General features: G+C 59.8%; 14 protein-coding genes. 8 read left to right on the top strand and 6 right to left on the bottom strand.

The features are described 5' to 3' along the window. Positions 1–34: 34 nt before the first annotated feature. The 8 genes from RMV17_RS29705 to RMV17_RS29670 all read left to right on the top strand — a co-directional run bounded on the left by RMV17_RS29705 (position 35) and on the right by RMV17_RS29670 (position 9,876). Complete coding sequence (locus tag RMV17_RS29705) at positions 35–460, top strand: F0F1 ATP synthase subunit epsilon (protein ID WP_007954164.1); 426 nt, start codon at positions 35–37, stop codon at positions 458–460. Between the two features lie 118 nt (positions 461–578). Next, positions 579–1,946 carry a bifunctional UDP-N-acetylglucosamine diphosphorylase/glucosamine-1-phosphate N-acetyltransferase GlmU gene (glmU, locus tag RMV17_RS29700; protein WP_034152181.1) on the top strand — a complete coding sequence of 456 codons (1,368 nt, stop codon included), beginning with the start codon at positions 579–581 and terminating at the stop codon, positions 1,944–1,946. A 160-nt stretch (positions 1,947–2,106) separates the two neighbouring features. After that, on the top strand, positions 2,107–2,883 hold the full coding sequence (locus RMV17_RS29695) for a DeoR/GlpR family DNA-binding transcription regulator (RefSeq protein WP_034152180.1): 777 nt from the start codon (positions 2,107–2,109) through the stop codon (positions 2,881–2,883). 2 nt (positions 2,884–2,885) lie between these two features. Continuing rightward, the gene (gene glmS, locus RMV17_RS29690; RefSeq protein WP_311884543.1) at positions 2,886–4,718 is read left to right on the top strand and encodes a glutamine--fructose-6-phosphate transaminase (isomerizing); all 1,833 of its coding nucleotides are present in this window, start codon (positions 2,886–2,888) and stop codon (positions 4,716–4,718) included. A gap of 213 nt (positions 4,719–4,931) precedes the next feature. Beyond that, positions 4,932–6,131: a Fic family protein gene (locus RMV17_RS29685; protein ID WP_240998049.1), complete on the top strand. Its 1,200-nt coding sequence runs from the start codon at positions 4,932–4,934 to the stop codon at positions 6,129–6,131. 10 nt (positions 6,132–6,141) lie between these two features. Continuing rightward, a complete protein-coding gene (locus RMV17_RS29680) occupies positions 6,142–7,068 on the top strand; it encodes a LysR family transcriptional regulator (RefSeq protein WP_034152177.1) in 927 nt (308 codons plus the stop codon). A gap of 105 nt (positions 7,069–7,173) precedes the next feature. After that, complete coding sequence (locus RMV17_RS29675; protein ID WP_311884537.1) at positions 7,174–7,800, top strand: glutathione S-transferase; 627 nt, start codon at positions 7,174–7,176, stop codon at positions 7,798–7,800. A gap of 45 nt (positions 7,801–7,845) precedes the next feature. Further along, positions 7,846–9,876: a pyridoxamine 5'-phosphate oxidase family protein gene (locus RMV17_RS29670; RefSeq protein ID WP_311884535.1), complete on the top strand. Its 2,031-nt coding sequence runs from the start codon at positions 7,846–7,848 to the stop codon at positions 9,874–9,876. Positions 9,877–10,013: 137 nt separating this feature from the next. On the opposite strand, the gene RMV17_RS29665 is transcribed toward RMV17_RS29670, so the two are convergent. Genes RMV17_RS29665 through RMV17_RS29640 form a run of 6 tightly spaced genes read right to left on the bottom strand, consistent with a single transcriptional unit; the run spans position 10,014 to position 17,116 of the window. Further along, positions 10,014–11,144, bottom strand: a complete 1,131-nt coding sequence (locus RMV17_RS29665; RefSeq protein WP_311884533.1) for a glycosyltransferase family 4 protein — start codon at positions 11,142–11,144, stop codon at positions 10,014–10,016. Next, positions 11,145–12,275: a glycosyltransferase family 1 protein gene (locus RMV17_RS29660; RefSeq protein WP_311884531.1), complete on the bottom strand. Its 1,131-nt coding sequence runs from the start codon at positions 12,273–12,275 to the stop codon at positions 11,145–11,147. After that, on the bottom strand, positions 12,259–13,626 hold the full coding sequence (locus RMV17_RS29655) for a glycosyltransferase family 1 protein (protein WP_311884529.1): 1,368 nt from the start codon (positions 13,624–13,626) through the stop codon (positions 12,259–12,261). The genes RMV17_RS29660 and RMV17_RS29655 overlap by 17 nt, the downstream gene beginning before the upstream one ends. Next, the gene (locus RMV17_RS29650) at positions 13,623–14,876 is read right to left on the bottom strand and encodes an ABC transporter ATP-binding protein (protein WP_311884527.1); all 1,254 of its coding nucleotides are present in this window, start codon (positions 14,874–14,876) and stop codon (positions 13,623–13,625) included. Before RMV17_RS29650 ends, RMV17_RS29655 begins: the two co-directional genes overlap by 4 nt. After that, positions 14,876–15,673, bottom strand: coding sequence for an ABC transporter permease (locus RMV17_RS29645; RefSeq protein WP_311884525.1), 798 nt, complete (start codon positions 15,671–15,673; stop codon positions 14,876–14,878). The genes RMV17_RS29650 and RMV17_RS29645 overlap by 1 nt, the downstream gene beginning before the upstream one ends. Beyond that, a complete protein-coding gene (locus RMV17_RS29640; protein ID WP_034152169.1) occupies positions 15,674–17,116 on the bottom strand; it encodes a mannose-1-phosphate guanylyltransferase/mannose-6-phosphate isomerase in 1,443 nt (480 codons plus the stop codon). Between the last annotated feature and the right edge of the window lie 3 nt (positions 17,117–17,119).

Raw genomic sequence — 17,119 nt, 5'->3', positions numbered from 1 at the left:
GGCAACGGGCGCTCATTTAGGTTGAGGCAATCAGATGGCTATGACAGTCCATTGCGATATCGTCAGCGCGGAAGGGGAAATCTTTTCCGGCCTGGTCGAGATGGTGATTGCGCACGGTGCACTGGGTGATCTTGGTATCGCTCTGGGTCACGCGCCGCTGATCACTAATCTGAAGCCAGGTCCGATCCGCCTGATCAAGCAAGGCGGGGAAGCCGAGGTGTTCTACATCTCCGGTGGTTTCCTCGAGGTTCAGCCGAACATGGTCAAGGTGCTTGCCGATACCGTGCAACGCGCCGCCGACCTGGATGAAGCTCAAGCCCAGGCAGCTCTCAAGGCTGCCGAAGCTGCTCTGCACGAGAAGAGCGCAGATTTCGACTACGGAGCTGCGTCCGCACGTCTGGCCGAGGCTGCAGCACAGCTGCGCACCGTCCAGCAGATCCGCAAGAAGTTTGGCGGTTAATCCGTCAGCCGCTTGTTGTGCGATTGATAAAAAAGGGTAGCCTCGGCTACCCTTTTTTCTTTTCCGAATTCCCGAAACCCGGTCGCAGTTGCTGACCACCCAGGATTGGTAGCCAGTCATGTCTCTTGAAATCGTTATCCTCGCGGCCGGTCAAGGCACCCGTATGCGTTCGGCGCTGCCGAAAGTGCTGCATCCGATTGCCGGCAACTCCATGCTGGGTCATGTTATCCACAGCGCCCGGCAACTTGATCCACAGCGCATCCATGTGGTCATCGGCCATGGCGCGGATGTGGTGCGCGAACGTCTGGCTGCTGATGATCTGAATTTCGTCCTGCAGGACAAGCAACTCGGCACCGGCCACGCCACTGCTCAAGCGGTGCCGTTCATTACTGCCGACACCGTGCTGATCCTCTACGGTGACGTGCCGCTGATCGAAGTCGAAACCCTGCAGCGTCTGCTCAAGCACGTCGTGCCTGGACAGATGGGTTTGCTCACCGTCGAGCTGGATGACCCGACCGGTTACGGCCGCATCGTGCGCGATGCCGACGGCAAGGTCGTAGCCATCGTTGAACACAAAGATGCCAGCGAAGCGCAACGCGCAATTACTGAAGGTAATACCGGCATTCTCGCGGTACCGGCCAATCGTCTGGCCGACTGGATGAGTCGCCTGTCGAACAACAATGCCCAAGGCGAGTACTACCTGACCGACGTGATCGAGATGGCGGTGAGTGATGGCCTGGTTGTCGCCACCGAACAACCGCACGACCCGATGGAAGTGCAGGGCGCCAACGATCGCAAGCAACTGTCCGAGCTGGAGCGTCACTACCAGTTGCGCGCCGGCCGTCGGTTGATGGCGCAAGGCGTGACTCTGCGTGACCCGGCGCGTTTCGACGTGCGCGGTGAAGTGACCGTCGGTCGCGACGTGCTGATCGACATCAACGTGATCCTCGAAGGCAATGTGGTCATTGAAGACGACGTGGTGATCGGCCCGAACTGCGTGATCAAGGACAGCACTCTGCGCAAAGGCGTGGTGATCAAGGCCAACTCGCACATTGAAGGTGCCGTTCTGGGCGAGGGCAGTGATGCCGGCCCGTTCGCGCGTCTGCGTCCAGGCACCGTGCTCGAAGCGCGTGCGCATGTGGGTAACTTTGTTGAATTGAAAAATGCCCACATGGGCGAAGGCGCCAAGGCCGGACACCTGACTTATCTGGGCGATGCCGAAATCGGTGCGCGCACCAACATCGGCGCAGGCACCATCACCTGCAACTACGACGGCGCCAACAAGTGGAAAACCGTGCTGGGTGCGGATGTGTTCATCGGCTCCAATAATTCGTTGGTCGCGCCTGTGGATATCTCTGCCGGTGCGACCACGGCAGCCGGTTCGACCATTACGCAGAATGTGGATAACGCGCAGTTGGCCGTGGGCCGAGCGCGGCAGAGGAATATCGATGGCTGGAAGCGGCCGGAGAAGATCAAGAAGAGCTGAGTTATCCACAGCGGCTTTTTGAAGATCAGAAGATCGCAGCCTTCGGCAGCTCCTACGGGGACTGTTGGGGTTGCGATTTTTTTTGGGCGACAGCTTGACGATTTATGGCCGATAGGTTTTGATTGCTTACGTTATCTTTCGAAACGAAACTTAAGCCGCCATGTCGAAACGCAACACGCCGCAACGCCGCCACAACATCCTCGCCTTGCTCAACGAGCAGGGCGAAGTCAGTGTGGATGAACTGGCCAAGCGCTTCGAAACCTCCGAAGTTACGATTCGCAAGGATCTCGCCGCGCTGGAAAGCCACGGTCTGTTGCTGCGCCGCTACGGCGGGGCGATCACCATGCCGCAGGAACTGGTCGCGGAAACCGCGCAGAGCGTTTCCAAGTACAAACAGGCCATCGCCCGTGCAGCGGTGAAACGCATCCGCGAACACGCGCGAATCATCATCGACAGCGGCAGCACCACCGCCGCCATGATCCCGGAGCTTGGCCAACAGCCCGGTCTGGTAGTGATGACCAACTCCCTGCACGTCGCCAATGCCTTGAGCGAACTCGAACACGAGCCGGTGCTGTTGATGACCGGCGGCACTTGGGATCCGCATTCGGAATCCTTTCAGGGCCAGGTCGCCGAGCAGGTACTACGCTCTTACGACTTCGACCAATTGTTCATTGGCGCCGACGGTATCGACCTGGTGCGCGGCACCACGACCTTCAATGAGCTGCTCGGTTTGAGCCGGGTCATGGCCGAAGTGGCGCGGGAAGTCATCGTCATGGTCGAGGCCGACAAGATCGGTCGCAAGATTCCCAACCTGGAGCTGCCATGGAGCAGCGTCCATACCCTAATTACCGATGATCGCCTGCCCAATGACGCACGCGATCAGATTCAGGCCCGCGGTATCAACTTGATTTGCGCGGCTGTCAGTCAGGAGAAATAAGCATGTGTGGAATTGTCGGCGCAGTTGCTGAACGTAATATCACCGCCATCCTGCTCGAAGGCCTCAAGCGCCTGGAATACCGCGGCTATGACAGCGCCGGTGTCGCGGTCTTCACCAACGACGAAACCCTCGAGCGCATGCGTCGCCCGGGTAAAGTCAGCGAGCTCGAAGCGGCGCTGGCCGAACACCCGCTGGTGGGCCGTCTCGGCATTGCCCACACCCGTTGGGCGACTCACGGCGCACCGTGCGAGCGTAACGCCCACCCACATTTCTCCGGCGACATCGCGGTGGTGCACAACGGCATCATCGAAAACCACGAAGCCTTGCGTGAACAACTGAAAGCGCTGGGTTACGTGTTTACGTCGGACACCGACACCGAAGTTATCGCTCACCTGCTCAACCACAAACTCAAGGATCAGCCTGACCTCAGCGTTGCGCTTAAAGCGACGGTCAAGGAACTGCACGGTGCATACGGCCTGGCCGTGATCAATGCCAAGCAGCCGGATCGTCTGGTCGCCGCGCGCAGTGGCAGTCCGTTGGTGATTGGTCTGGGTCTGGGTGAGAACTTCCTCGCGTCTGACCAGTTGGCGCTGCGTCAGGTCACCGACCGCTTCATGTACCTGGAAGAAGGCGATATCGCCGAAATTCGCCGCGATAACGTGAAGATCTGGGACATCAACGGCAACGCCGTCGAGCGCCAGACCGTGCAGTACAGCGACGGTGCCGAAGCCGCCGACAAGGGCGAATATCGCCACTACATGCTCAAGGAAATCCACGAGCAACCGGCCGTTGTACAACGCACCCTCGAAGGTCGCCTGAGCAATGATCAGGTGCTGGTGCAAGCATTCGGCCCACAAGCGGCCGAGCTGTTCGCCAAAGTGCGTAACGTGCAGATCGTCGCGTGCGGTACCAGTTATCACGCCGGTATGGTCGCGCGTTACTGGCTCGAAGAACTGGCCGGTATCCCGTGCCAGGTCGAAGTGGCCAGTGAATTCCGTTACCGCAAAGTCGTGGTGCAGCCGGACACGCTGTTCGTGACCATCTCGCAGTCCGGCGAAACCGCCGACACCCTCGCGGCCCTGCGCAACGCCAAAGAGCTGGGCTTCTTGGCCAGTCTGGCGATCTGCAACGTCGGCATCAGTTCGCTGGTGCGCGAGTCGGATCTGACCCTGTTGACTCAGGCCGGCCGCGAAATCGGCGTGGCCTCGACCAAAGCCTTCACCACGCAGTTGGTCGGCCTGTTGTTGCTGACGCTGTCGCTGGGTCAAGTGCGCGGTACCTTGGCCGAAGGCGTTGAAGCCCGTTTGGTCGAAGAACTGCGTCGCCTGCCAACCCGTCTCGGCGAAGCACTCGCCATGGACAGCACTGTGGAGAAGATCGCCGAGCTGTTCGCCGAGAAAAACCACACCCTGTTCCTTGGCCGTGGTGCGCAATTCCCGGTGGCGATGGAAGGTGCGCTGAAACTCAAGGAAATCTCCTACATCCACGCCGAAGCTTATCCGGCCGGCGAGCTGAAACACGGCCCGCTGGCGCTTGTGGATAACGACATGCCGGTGGTTACCGTGGCGCCGAACAACGAACTGCTGGAAAAGCTCAAATCCAACCTGCAGGAAGTCCGCGCCCGTGGCGGCGAGCTGATCGTATTCGCCGACGAAAAATCCGGGATGACCAACGGCGAAGGCACCCACGTGGTGCAGATGCCGCATATCCACGACATCCTCTCGCCGATCCTCTACACGGTTCCGCTGCAGCTGCTGTCGTACTACGTCGCGGTGCTCAAAGGCACGGACGTCGATCAGCCGCGTAACCTGGCGAAGTCGGTGACGGTGGAGTAACGGTTTTTGCACGAGAGCGCGAGATTTCGCGCTCTCATGTAGGACATTGGAACCAGACTCTCACTACTGCGTTTTTTTCTGTAAAAAAAATCCGCAAAATAATCCGCGTATTACATCAGTATGAGAAACCTCCTACAGAACTCAAGGCTAGGTAAATAGGGGCCTTGAGCGTATTCTTGAATCCGCAGATAAATCCGCGATTCTGGAGGTTGAATGTGTGCTGAAACAGTCTTGGGAACCCATTGGCTTGAGCCGCTTATGCCGGTATTTCCGAATGAAATACTGCATTTGGCTGAGCAGGTGCCGTTTCAGGCTGGGAAGCTCAGTGCGATGGTTTCTCCCCCCATGTTGCAGCGGGTCGGCGGGTTACTTCGGGTTACCAGCAGCTTTTACAGTAACTTGATTGAAGGCCAGTTCACCGAGCCGGTGACCCTCGCCCCGACGTCTCCCAAACGGCAACGCAAGGAGCTGACCGAACTGGCGATGACGCACATCGGTACGCAACAGGCTTTCGAGCGCGCGTTGTCCATGCATAAGAGCCTTCCTTGGGAAGTTCTCTTCAGCCCGGCTTTTGTTGCGCGTTTGCACAAAAGACTCTTCTACGGAGCCCGCGAAGATCAATTGATGTTGAGCGACGGTAGCCCCTTGGTACCCGGCGAATTGCGTGATGTAAGGGGACGAGAAGTTCTGGTCGGCAACCATTCTGCACCACCCTGTCAATCCGTGAGTCCGATGCTCGCTCGAATGCAGAATGTGTATGGGCGTTTGCCGGATGCGCGGAGTCGATTGCTTTCGGTGATGGCGTATCACCACAGACTGGCTTGGGTACATCCATTTATCGATGGCAACGGGCGAACCATCAGGTTACTTACTCATCTTCAACTGCAAAAACTTGGGCTGGTCTCACCTCTCTGGTCGTTATCTCGCGGTCTCGCTCGACAGCAGGGAACCTATTACGCCCGATTAGCCAATGCCGACAAACCCCGCCGCGGAGATCTGGACGGTCGTGGTCAGCTGACTCAAGCAGGCTTGTTCGAGTTTGTCGGCTTCATGTTGGAAACCTGTCTCGACCAAATGCGTTATACCGAGCGGGCGTTGAACATATCGAATATGCGCGAAAGATTGCACAGCATTTTTGTGTGGCACGAGCGTGTAAAAATGGCGGGAATCAAACCTGAGGCTGCACGGGCATTGCATGTTCTGCTGACTCAGGGAACGTTGAGTCGAGCCGACTTCAAGATTTTCACCGGACTGTCGGATCGCGTAGCCACGGATCAGTTGAAAGGTTTGGTGCAGTTGGGGTTGGTGGAAAGTGCGACACCGAAAGCGCGTGATCTTTATCCGGGTCTACCGATTTGGTTTGCTCAGTTGTTGTTCCCGGATTTGCACCAGCGGATGAACGCTGCGACGTAGGAGTCAAGGAATGGATCGCTTCCAGGAAATGCACATCTTCACCACTGTCGCCCAAGAGCAAGGCTTCTCAGCGGCGGCGCGGCGTCTGGGTTTGTCAGCGGCCAGCGTCACGCGGGCGGTGGCGGCGCTGGAGTTGCGCATCGGCACGCAATTGCTGATTCGCACCACGCGCAGTGTGCATTTGAGCGAAGCCGGGCAGCGTTATCTGGAGGATTGTCGGAGGATTCTCGCCGAGGTGCAGGAAGCCGAGGATTCGGCGGCGGGCAGTCATGCCGAGCCGCGTGGGCAACTGACGGTGACGGCGCCGGTGTTGTTCGGTGATTTGTTTGTGACGCCGGTGATGGCGAGTTATCTCGCGCAGTATCCGGATGTCACGATTAATGCCGTGCTGGTTGATCGGATCGTCAACATGGTCGAGGAGGGCATCGATGTGGCGGTGCGCATCGGTGATCTGCCGGACAGCAGCCAGCATGCGATTCGGGTGGGTGAGGTGCGTCGAGTCATTTGCGGCTCGCCTGAATACTTTGCCAAACATGGTCGACCGGCTCATCCCAGCGCGCTGGCGGGAGCGCCAGTAGTGGCGACTTCAGCGATTGGTCAGCAACGCACCTGGCCGTTTCTCGACGCTGGCGAACCGCTGAGTGTGCGTCCCGAGCCGCGTCTGATCGTTACCGCCAATCAGGCTGCGATTACAGCAGCTTGCACAGGCTTGGGTTTGACCCGGGTGTTGTCCTATCAAGTGGCGAGCCAGGTTGCCGCCGGCGCACTGGAAATCGTCCTCGCCGAATTCGAACTGCCGCCGCTGCCGATCCATGTCGTGTATCAGGGCGGGCGCAAGGCTCCAGCGCGGATCCGCAGTTTTGTCGATTTCACGGCAGAGGCTTTGCGCGAACATCCAGCGTTGAAAAATGCAGCGTTATTGCTCTCGGTGAAATAATCGATTGCGTTTACTGGTGATTCTGTTGTTTTCGCGATCAGCGCAAGATGGCCTCCATCGGCGCGCTCATCCCCGCAGCGGCGCCCCTGCTCAGCGGAGTCGACCATGCAAGCAATCAAACTCTACAACTTTCCACGTTCCGGCCACGCCCACCGTGTCGAGCTGATGTTGTCCCTGCTGCAACTGCCGACCGAGCTGATCCTCGTCGATCTGGCCAAAGGTGAGCACAAGCAGCCGGCGTATCTGGCGATCAACAGTTTTGGCCAAGTACCGGCCATTGATGACGGCGGCGTGGTGCTGGCCGACTCCAACGCAATTCTGGTTTATCTGGCGCAGAAATACGGCCACGGTCGTTGGCTGCCAACCGATCCGGTCGGTGCGGCACGTGTGCAGCGCTGGTTGTCGGCGGCCGCCGGGCCGATTGCATTCGGCCCTGCCGCTGCGCGATTGGTCACAGTGTTTGGTGCCCAACTGAATGCAGAAGAAGCGATTACCCGTGCGCACAACCTGCTCAAGGTGATGGACATCGAGTTGGGCAAAACACCGTATCTGGCCGGCAACGAACCGAGCATTGCCGACGTTTCGGCCTACAGTTACATCGCTCATGCACCGGAAGGCAATGTGTCGCTGGACGACTACGGTAACGTCCGCGCTTGGCTGGCCCGGGTCGAGGCCCTGCCTGGTTTCGTCGGCATGCCGCGCACGATTGCCGGTCTGCAAACCACCGCCTGATTTTCGCAATCCACACTGTGCCGAGGGTGCAGGGGAGAGGTCGTGATGGAACGTTCACCGTGGCACGCTGGCGAGCAACAGTTGCAAGCGAAAGTCGGGGTTGCCGAACGCATGGAAGCCTTCGGGCGTAAGGTGATTCGCACCTGGATGCCGGACCAGCACCGTGAGTTCTATCAGCAATTACCCTTCATGTTGTACGGCGCAGTCGATGCAGATGGGCGCCCGTGGGCCAGTGTGCTCGAAGGCGCGCCGGGTTTTGCCCATTCGCCGGATCCCGAGCACCTGCATTTCGCCAGTCAGCCTGCTGCCGATGACCCTGCGCAGCTGCGTAACGGCGAACCGATCGGCTTGCTTGGCATCGAGTTGCACACCCGTCGGCGCAATCGCCTCAACGGTCATGTCGGCAATCTGAGCGCTCACGGTTTTGATGTGAGCGTGGATCAGGCCTTCGGCAACTGCCCGCAATACATTCAACTGCGCCAGTTTCAGCGCGTGCCGCTGACGGATCCGCAGACACGCCCGGCTGAGCATCTGAACGGCCTCGATGACGCGGCCATCGCGCTGATCACTGGCGCCGATACGTTTTTTGTCGCCAGTTTTGTGGATGTCGAGGGCGAGCGCGCGGTGGATGTTTCTCATCGTGGCGGCCAGGCCGGTTTCGTACGGGTAGAAGGCAATCGTCTGACCATCCCCGATTTCGCTGGCAATCTGCACTTCAACACGCTTGGCAATCTGCTGCTCAACCCCAAGGCTGGCTTGCTGTTCATCGACTTTTCCACAGGTGATCTGCTGCAACTCAGCGGGCGCACCGAGATTCTTCTCGATGATCCGCAGATCGAGGCCTTTCAAGGCGCGGAACGCCTGTGGACGTTTGAAGTGGAAAAACTGGTGCGGCGCCCGGCCGCCCTGGCGTTGCGCTGGCGCTTCGACGGCATGTCGCCGACCAGTCTTTTGACCGGTAACTGGGCCGAAGCCGACGCGCGTTTGCAGGCGCAGGCGCTGGGCAACCAATGGCGGCCGCTGCGGGTGGCGAAGATCGAAGCGGAGAGCCGCCACATTCGCTCGATCTATCTGGAGCCGACCGATGGCGCCGGTTTGCCGGTGTTTCTTGCCGGTCAGCATTTGCCGCTGCGTTTCACCCTCGACGGTGAGGTACACATCCGCACGTACAGCCTTTCGAGTGCGCCGTCGGACGGTTTTTACCGGATCAGCGTCAAGCGCGAAGGGTTGATTTCCTCGCATCTGCATGAGCAGATTCGCGTCGGTGACGTACTGGAGGCGCGGGCACCGCAAGGGCATTTCACGGTGGCGCCACTGGAGCACCGACCGTTGGTGCTGTTGGCGGCCGGAGTAGGCATCACGCCATTGCTGTCGATGTTGCGCGAAGTGGTGTACCAAGGCTTACGCACTCGGGGGATTCGTCCGACATTGTTGCTGCAGAGTTCGCGCAGCCTCGCCGATCAGCCGTTTCGCAGGGAGCTGGATCGTTTGCTCGAAACCGCAGGCGACTCTGTGCGAGTCCTGCGCTTGCTCAGCCAGCCGGAAGCCGATCTGCAAGAGGGCGAGGATTTCGATGTGCGTGGGCGCATCGACGGCACTGTGCTGAGAAACCTGCTGAATGCCGAGGATTTCGACCAGCTCGACTTTGTGCTCTGCGGCCCCGGTGGTTTTACCCAAGGGCTTTACGACACCCTGCGCGAACTGGATGTGCGCGATGCGCAGATCCATGCGGAAACCTTTGGCCCGTCGACGCTGAAACGCCAGGCCGATCCGGACGCGATCGTGATCGAACAACCGCCCGCAGCGACCACATCGGTGCCGGTGGTGTTCGAGCGCTCGGCAAAAGAGGCGCGCTGGCAGCCTGATGGCGGGAGTTTGCTGGAGCTGGCGGAAAGCCGGGGTTTGCGTCCGGAGTTTAGTTGCCGGGGTGGTTCGTGCGGTACCTGCAAGACCCGGCTGGTCAGCGGCGCGGTGAATTATCCACAGCCGCCGGCGGATATTCCGGAAGCGGGGCATGTGCTGATTTGCTGCGCGGTTCCGGCACATAGTACCCACCCTTTAGTGCTGGATCTGTAATTCCGACCCCGCCACAAATACCCTGTGGGAGCGAGCCTGCTCGCGAATGCGTCGGATCAGTCAACATCATTGTTGCTGACAGACCGCTTTCGCGAGCAGGCTCGCTCCCACAGTTGGTATACGTTCCAAAACAGGGTTCAGGCGTAAGACAGGTCTTTCTCCTCCAGCAATTCCTGATACAACGCCGTCCATTTGCGCCCCATTTCATCGGCTGTGAATAGCTGGCGGTAACGCGCTTCGGCTTTCACCCCCATCGCTGCGGCGCGCACCGGGTCTTCCCAGAGCGTGCGCATCGCCTCGCGAAATGCCTGTGGATGACTGGGCGGGACCACCAGCCCGGTTTCGTTGTGAATATTGATGTAGCTGGTGCCAGTGCCGATCTCGCTGGAGATCATCGGCTTGCCGTACATCGCGCCTTCCAGCAGGGAGATGCCGAAAGCTTCGGAGCGCAGGTGTGACGGGAAAACAATCGCGTAGCTCAGTTGCAGCAGCGCGACTTTGTCCTCGTCACCGAGGCGGCCGAGGAAATGAATATTGCGCAGGCCCAACGCCTGTGCCTGAGCGTGCAGCTCCAGTTCCAATGGCCCGGCACCGACAATGACGACGGGATAATCCACGTCTTTCAGCGCCTCGAGCAGAATGTGCAGGCCTTTGTAGTAACGCATCACCCCGACAAACAGAAAAAACTTATCCCCAAGTTGCTGGCGCCAGCGATTCATCCGCTCGGTATCGGGTTGTGGATAACCTGCCTTGTTCAGACCATAGGGAATCACCCGGGTCTTGTCCTGGAACTGCTGCAGCACATCGCTGGTGTGCAGGTAGTTCGGTGAAGCGGCAACAATGCGGTCGGCGCTGGCGAGGAAGCGGTTCATCAACGGGCGATAGAGTTTGAGCAGGTGCTTCTGGCGAATGATGTCCGAGTGGTAAGTCACCACACTCGGTTTATTCATCGTGCTGGCGAAATGCACCAGGTCCATGAACGGCCACGGGAAGTGGTAGTTGACTACATCGGCCTCGGCCGCCAGTTCGCGAAACTGTTTGAACACGCTCCAGGAAAAACCGGTGGAGGCGAACTGGATGTCGAGTTTGGCGCGGTGCACTTCGTGCTGGCCCAATTTCACCACGGGCGGTGTCGGGTCGGCACTGAGCGTCAGCACCTGGCCGTCGATACCGTGCTGGGCGCCGCTTTCGCACAGTTGGAAGATCACTTGCTCAATGCCGCCGACCGAGTCAGGCAGGTACGTCTTGAAAAAATGAAGAACTCGCATTCAACCTCCCATGGCCTGGCGGTAGGCACTGGCGGTGGCCTGTGCACAACGCTCCCAGGAAAAAAGCCGTGACTGCTGTAACCCGGCTTCTTGGCATGCCTGCCAATGCGCTTGATCGTCGATCAGTTGGCTCAGCGCATCACGCAGGCCTTCTGCATCGTCAGCTTCAATATAGTTGCCCGCTGCGCCCGCGACTTCCGGCATTGCCGAAGAACGCGTGAGCACCACCGGTGTGCCACTGGCCATGGCCTCCAGCACTGGCAGACCAAAACCTTCATACAGCGACGGAAAAATCAGGGCGCGGGCGCCGGCCAACAGTTGCGCCACCTGGTCATCGGGCAAATAACCGAGCAGGCACACATGCCCGCTGGCCAACGCCTGACGCAAGGGTTCGCTGAACTGCTCGCGTTCCCAGCCGGCCATGCCGACGATCAGCAGCGGATAACGCTGGCGCACGGCCTCCGGCAGCAGGGCATGGGCGCGCAGGGCCAAGCCAAGGTTCTTGCGCGGCTCCAGCGTGCCTACGCAAAGGAAATACTCCCGCGCCTCAACCGCGTGCGCCTTGAGCACCGCGTCAATGGCGCTCGCCTCGCGCGGATGAAAGCGCTCGGCGACCCCCAGTGGCGCGACGACGAAACGCTCGGCAGGCAGGCCGAAATAATCCTGAGCTTCTTCGGCAATCGCTTGCGAGTCGGTGAGAATGACCTGCGCCTGTTGCACACCCACGGTCAATCGCCGCTCGATTTCCTTGAGCCGTGCCGGTGGCTGGGTTTCGGGGAAATGCAGGTGAGTCAGGTCGTGCAGGGTGATCACGGTCGGGCCGTCGAAGGCCAGCGGCCACAGACTCGGTTCGTGATAGAGGTCGATACCTTGCGTGCGACCCTGATCGAAGCGTTTCTGCTCCAGCCAGCGACGTGCCTGATAGGCCCCGGGAATCTGCCGCAGCAGTGGCGTCAGGCGCGAGTAACCGGGCATCGCCGCTTCCGGCAGTGCCGAGCTCCAGCCCCAGCCGTGGAACAATGTCACGTCAATGTCGGGTTCGCTGCGCAAGGCGTTGACCAGTTCGGCAACGTAATGGCCGATGCCGGTGCGCGGTGCCTGAAGAATGCGTGCGTTAAGCGCTATGCGCATGTTGCCTCGCTGGCGCCGCCGGCGCTTGCAGAACATTACGCACACTGCGTTCGGCCAGTTGCAGACTGGCTTCGCGCCAGCCGATCCACTGCCAGTCCGCGACCTCGCGAGCAGCGGGGAACTGGCCGTTGCGCTGGAATTGGTTGATCAGGTCGGCAAGGCTTTGCGGATCCTGCAGATCAAAATACGCCATGAACTCGCCGCCGATTTCGCGGAACACCGCGATATCGCTGCCCATCGCCGGCAGGCCACGCTGCATGGCTTCCACCAAGGGCAAACCAAAGCCTTCGACGAATGAGGGGAACACCAGCGCACTGGCGTGAGCGTAAGCGTGTTCAAGACTGGTGTCGCTGAGGTCGTTGAACATGAACAGACGCTGATTCAGCTCGGGATGATTGCGCACCCGGGCGAGCAGGGCCTCGCATTTCCAGCCGATCCGCCCGGCGATGCACAGCCGGGCCGTTGAGCCAGTGGCCCAGGCGCGCTCGAAGGCATCGAGCAGATACGCATGGTTTTTGCGTGGCTCGATGGTGCTGACCATCAGGTAAACCGGCTCGGTTGTCGTGAACAATTGCTTCAGGCGCGGCTCGACCGTTGCCTGGTCGGTATGCAGATCCAGTTCGGAACCCAGGTAAAAGAAATCGAACCAGCGCTTGCTGGTCTGCTCGACACCGATTCTGCGCTGCAATTCTTCACGCACCTGATCACGCACCGTGGCGGAAATCGCCATGTAGCCATCGGCCGTGCGAGTGATCCAGTCGAACCACTCGCTGAAAACCTCGACCAGACGCGTGTCGTAAAACTGCGGATGGGTCAGCGGTATCAGGTCGTAGATCACCGCGATCATGCCGACGCCGTCGCGTTTGAGTCGCTCGACGTGGGCGAAAAAATCCGAGTGCCAGGATGAATCCAGCAACACCAGTTGATCGCCCGGCTGGTGTTGTAACGGTGAACAACGTTTGAGCAGTTGCCTGCGATTGATTCGTCGGATCAGGCGGATCGGCAGGCCGAACGCGCCGAAGATCGTCAGCCGGTAGCCGACATACAGAATCCGCCGTGCCAGTTTCGAGGTGAGTTGCGCATCACGACGCTGATGCCATTGCCAGAAGCGATGGGCGAGGCGCTCCAGGCGACCGCCGAAGGTTTCCAGCCTGTTGAAAAAAGGCGTATCGAGCGATGCCAGTTGCAGTACGCGATAGAGTTCGCCATTCAGCACCACCACCGGCATGCACTCGACGCCTGCGGCGCTGGCAGGCAGTTGCTTGATGACGTTGCGCACCACCCGCTGAATCCCCGAGTTGATGGTCGGGTGTTTGAACACATGGGTGCATTCGACGAGCAAGCGGGTCATGGCAAGCGCTCGACAGGCCGGGCTTCGGTGTCGCGCAAGATGGTGGTCTTGGCACCCAGCCATGAACAGCCGACGAAATCTTCCTGTCGATTGTTGATGACGTGGAACACCAGCCCGTAATCGCGCCATTCGAAATTGCGATCGAGGTGAGAGTCCAGGCGCGACAGGCTCAGCGACACGGAGTAATTGCCTTTGCCCAACCCCATGACGAAAGCGAAGCGATAGGTGAAACGCTCGCCGGCGTGCAGGTCGGTCAGCGCCTTGTCGAGGCGATGGGTGTTGATGCCGTACATCATCTGGCCCAGACGATCCTTGAGGATAAAGCCCAGTACCAGCCGTTCGATGTCCTTGCGCACTTCAACTTTCACTTCGAGCACCACCGCTTGGCCGACTTCGGCGGCGTCGATGCTGCGATCGTTTTCGTCGAGCAGGCGCACGCCGAGAATCGCTGCTTCGCCGGTCCCGGAGACGGTTTGCACTTCGCCGCCGGCGAGCATTTCCTGTCGCACGATCTGACCTTCGCGTTCGGCCATCAGCGCGTTGTAATAATCGAGCACCGGCTCCGGTTTGCCGTACATGGCCATGCGGCCATCCTTGAGCAGAATCGCCGAATCGCAGATCGATTGAATGGCCGAACGGTCGTGGGACACGATCAGCAGCGTGGTCCCGGATTTGCGGAAACTGCGGATGCGTTCGAAGCTTTTGTGCTGGAAGTAGGCGTCGCCCACCGACAGTGCCTCGTCGACGATAAGGATGTCCGGGCGCCGCGCCGTGGCAACGCTGAACGCCAGGCGCATCTGCATGCCGCTGGAGTAAGTGCGTACCGGTTGGTCGATGGCGTCGCCGATCTCGGCGAAATGCTCGATGTCGGGTATCAGTGCTTCGATTTCTTCGAGCTGCATGCCCAGCAACTGGCCGGCCATGATGGCGTTCTGGCGACCGGTGAAATCCGGGTGGAAACCCATGCCCAGTTCCAGCAGTGCTGCCACGCGGCCTTGCAGTTCTATCTTGCCGGTGGTGGGTTGGGTGGTGCCGGTGATCATCTTCAGCAAAGTGCTTTTGCCCGCGCCGTTGGCGCCGACGATGCCCACCGCTTCACCGGGGGCGATTTCGAATTCGACGTCTTGCAGCACCCAGTGCTGGCGGTGGCGGATCGGCGAAAACGGGAGCAGCCACTCGGCCAGTCGGCTCCAGCGGTTGGGGTATTGTTTGTAGGCCTTGCTCAGGCCGGTGACGCGAATATGTCCCATCAGAGTTCATCCACCATTTCGCCGACGCGCTGGCGAAACAGCCGCAGACCGATCAGACAAAACAGCACACCCGTGACGAAGATCGGCAGCAGCGAGCTCCAGACCGGCCACTGACCGTAGAGAAACAGGTTTTGATAACTGCTGAACAGGTTGGTCAGCGGGTTGAGTTGCAGCAGGCGCTGTACCCATTCCGGCAGGATCGTGATCGGGTAAACGATCGGCGTCAGCCAAAACCAGAATTGCAGGCAGATGCCGAACAGCTGACCGACATCGCGGAAGAACACGTTCAATACGCCGAGGACCATGCCCAGTCCGGCGCAGAACATCATTTGCAGGGCGATCAATGGAATCAGCGCCAACAAGGCCATGCCCGGCCAGCGTCCGGTGATCAGCAGAAAGCCGAGAAACAGGCTGATGATGATCGCGAAGTTGATCCCGGCGTTGCACAGCACTATCACCGGCAGACAGATGCGCGGGAAGCTGATTTTCTTCAGCAGGTTGGCGTTTTCCAGAAACATGTTCTGGCTGCGCAGAGTAATTTCGGAAAACAGTCCCCACGCCAGCAGCCCGGCGCAGAGGTAGACGCTGTAGGCCATGCTGTCATCCACGCCGGGTAAACGGGCGCGCATGATGTGGGAAAAGATCACGGTGTAAACGACGATCATCGACAGCGGATTGAAGATCGGCCACAGCGCGCCGAACAACGAATTGCGGTACCGCGCTTGAAACTCTCGCTGCACGCTGCCGAAGATGAAACCCCGGTAGCCATGCAATGAGCGGAACAGGGAAAGCAGCATTTAAACCGTCCTGCCGTATTGGTCTTCGAAGCGAACGATGTCGTCCTCTCCCAGGTATTCGCCGCTTTGCACTTCGATGATCACCAGATCGATCACCCCGGGGTTTTCCAGGCGATGCTTGTGGCCGGCGGCGATGAAGGTCGATTCGTTCTTGGCTACCAGCGTCGTACCGCTGCCATTGTTGGTGACCTTGGCCATGCCTTCGACCACCACCCAGTGTTCGTTGCGGTGATGGTGCATTTGCAGCGACAACTTGCCGCCAGGCTTGACCACGATGCGCTTGATCTTGAAGCGCGGCCCTTCTTCGAGAACAGTGTAAGTACCCCACGGACGGCTGACGGTACGATGCAACCGATAGGCTTCGTGGGATTTGTCCTTGAGTTGCTTGGCCACGCGGCGTACGTCCTGCGCACGGTCGGCATGGGCCACCAGCACGGCGTCGGCGGTGTCGACCACGATCAGATTATCCACACCCACCGTTGCCACCAGACGACCTTCGCTCTGGACGAAGTTGTTGTGGCTGTCGATGAAAATCGCTTCGCCGCTGGCGCGGTTGTTGTCGGCGTCGGCCGGCACCAATGCCGCGACGGCGCCCCACGAACCGATGTCGCTCCAGTCGAAACCCGCCGGCACGACCACGACTTTTTCCGAGCGCTCCATCAGTGCGTAGTCGATGGAAATGTCGGTGATTTCCGCGAACAGCGCCGGCGACAGTTCTTGCTGCAGGCAACCGACGGTTTCGATCGGCGCGCTGGCGGCCAGGCAGGCGCGGGTCTGCTCGAGCAGTTCGGGCGCGTGCAATTGCAGCTCGGCAATCACGGTGGCGGTGGTGAAGCAGAACATGCCTGAGTTCCACAGGAAGTTGCCGCTCTCCAGATAATGCGTAGCGGTTTGCAGGTCGGGTTTCTCGACGAAACGCTGTACTTTCGCCGCGCCTTTGGCGTCCAGCGGGGCGCCGGTCTCGATGTAGCCGAAGCCGGTTTCCGCCGCCGTCGGGATCACACCGAAGGTCACCAGATAACCGTCTTTGGCCAGATTGACGGCGTGCTCGACCGCGGTTTTCAGCGCGTCCTGATTGACGATCAAATGGTCGGCGGGCATCACCACCATGATCGCGTCGTCACCGTGCAGTGCTTGCAGCGACAACGCGGCAGCAGCAATGGCCGGCGCCGTGTTGCGCCCGGTCGGCTCCAGCAGGAAGTGCCCGCGATGGCGCGACACGTGGGCGGCGCAATAGTGATCCTTGCTCTGGAAGTAGTACTCGCGGTTGGTCACCGTGACGATGTCGCCCCAGCCGTCGAGCAACGCTGCCGCACGCTGATAGGTCTTGCCCAGCAGCGATTGGCCGTCGGGCAGATTCATGAACGGTTTCGGATGGCCCTCGCGGGACACCGGCCACAAACGGGTGCCGGCGCCGCCGGACAGAATCACGGGGATCAGCATGGC

The sequence above is a fragment of the Pseudomonas sp. VD-NE ins genome (genome assembly GCF_031882575.1).
Taxonomy (GTDB): Bacteria; Pseudomonadota; Gammaproteobacteria; order Pseudomonadales; family Pseudomonadaceae; genus Aquipseudomonas; species Aquipseudomonas fluorescens_BZ.
Note: the sequence above shows the minus strand (reverse complement) of the source record. Positions and strands in the feature narration are given on the sequence as shown.

Coding starts and splice junctions, on each gene's coding strand:
- RMV17_RS29640 (WP_034152169.1), bottom strand. CDS start 17,116: ATGCTGATCCCCGTGATTCTGTCCGGCGGCGCCGGCACCCGTTTGTGG.
- RMV17_RS29655 (WP_311884529.1), bottom strand. CDS start 13,626: ATGACCCGCTTGCTCGTCGAATGCACCCATGTGTTCAAACACCCGACC.
- RMV17_RS29675 (WP_311884537.1), top strand. CDS start 7,174: ATGCAAGCAATCAAACTCTACAACTTTCCACGTTCCGGCCACGCCCAC.
- RMV17_RS29670 (WP_311884535.1), top strand. CDS start 7,846: ATGGAACGTTCACCGTGGCACGCTGGCGAGCAACAGTTGCAAGCGAAA.
- RMV17_RS29645 (WP_311884525.1), bottom strand. CDS start 15,673: ATGCTGCTTTCCCTGTTCCGCTCATTGCATGGCTACCGGGGTTTCATC.
- glmS (WP_311884543.1), top strand. CDS start 2,886: ATGTGTGGAATTGTCGGCGCAGTTGCTGAACGTAATATCACCGCCATC.
- RMV17_RS29685 (WP_240998049.1), top strand. CDS start 4,932: ATGTGTGCTGAAACAGTCTTGGGAACCCATTGGCTTGAGCCGCTTATG.
- RMV17_RS29705 (WP_007954164.1), top strand. CDS start 35: ATGGCTATGACAGTCCATTGCGATATCGTCAGCGCGGAAGGGGAAATC.
- RMV17_RS29680 (WP_034152177.1), top strand. CDS start 6,142: ATGGATCGCTTCCAGGAAATGCACATCTTCACCACTGTCGCCCAAGAG.
- RMV17_RS29650 (WP_311884527.1), bottom strand. CDS start 14,876: ATGGGACATATTCGCGTCACCGGCCTGAGCAAGGCCTACAAACAATAC.
- RMV17_RS29695 (WP_034152180.1), top strand. CDS start 2,107: ATGTCGAAACGCAACACGCCGCAACGCCGCCACAACATCCTCGCCTTG.
- glmU (WP_034152181.1), top strand. CDS start 579: ATGTCTCTTGAAATCGTTATCCTCGCGGCCGGTCAAGGCACCCGTATG.
- RMV17_RS29665 (WP_311884533.1), bottom strand. CDS start 11,144: ATGCGAGTTCTTCATTTTTTCAAGACGTACCTGCCTGACTCGGTCGGC.
- RMV17_RS29660 (WP_311884531.1), bottom strand. CDS start 12,275: ATGCGCATAGCGCTTAACGCACGCATTCTTCAGGCACCGCGCACCGGC.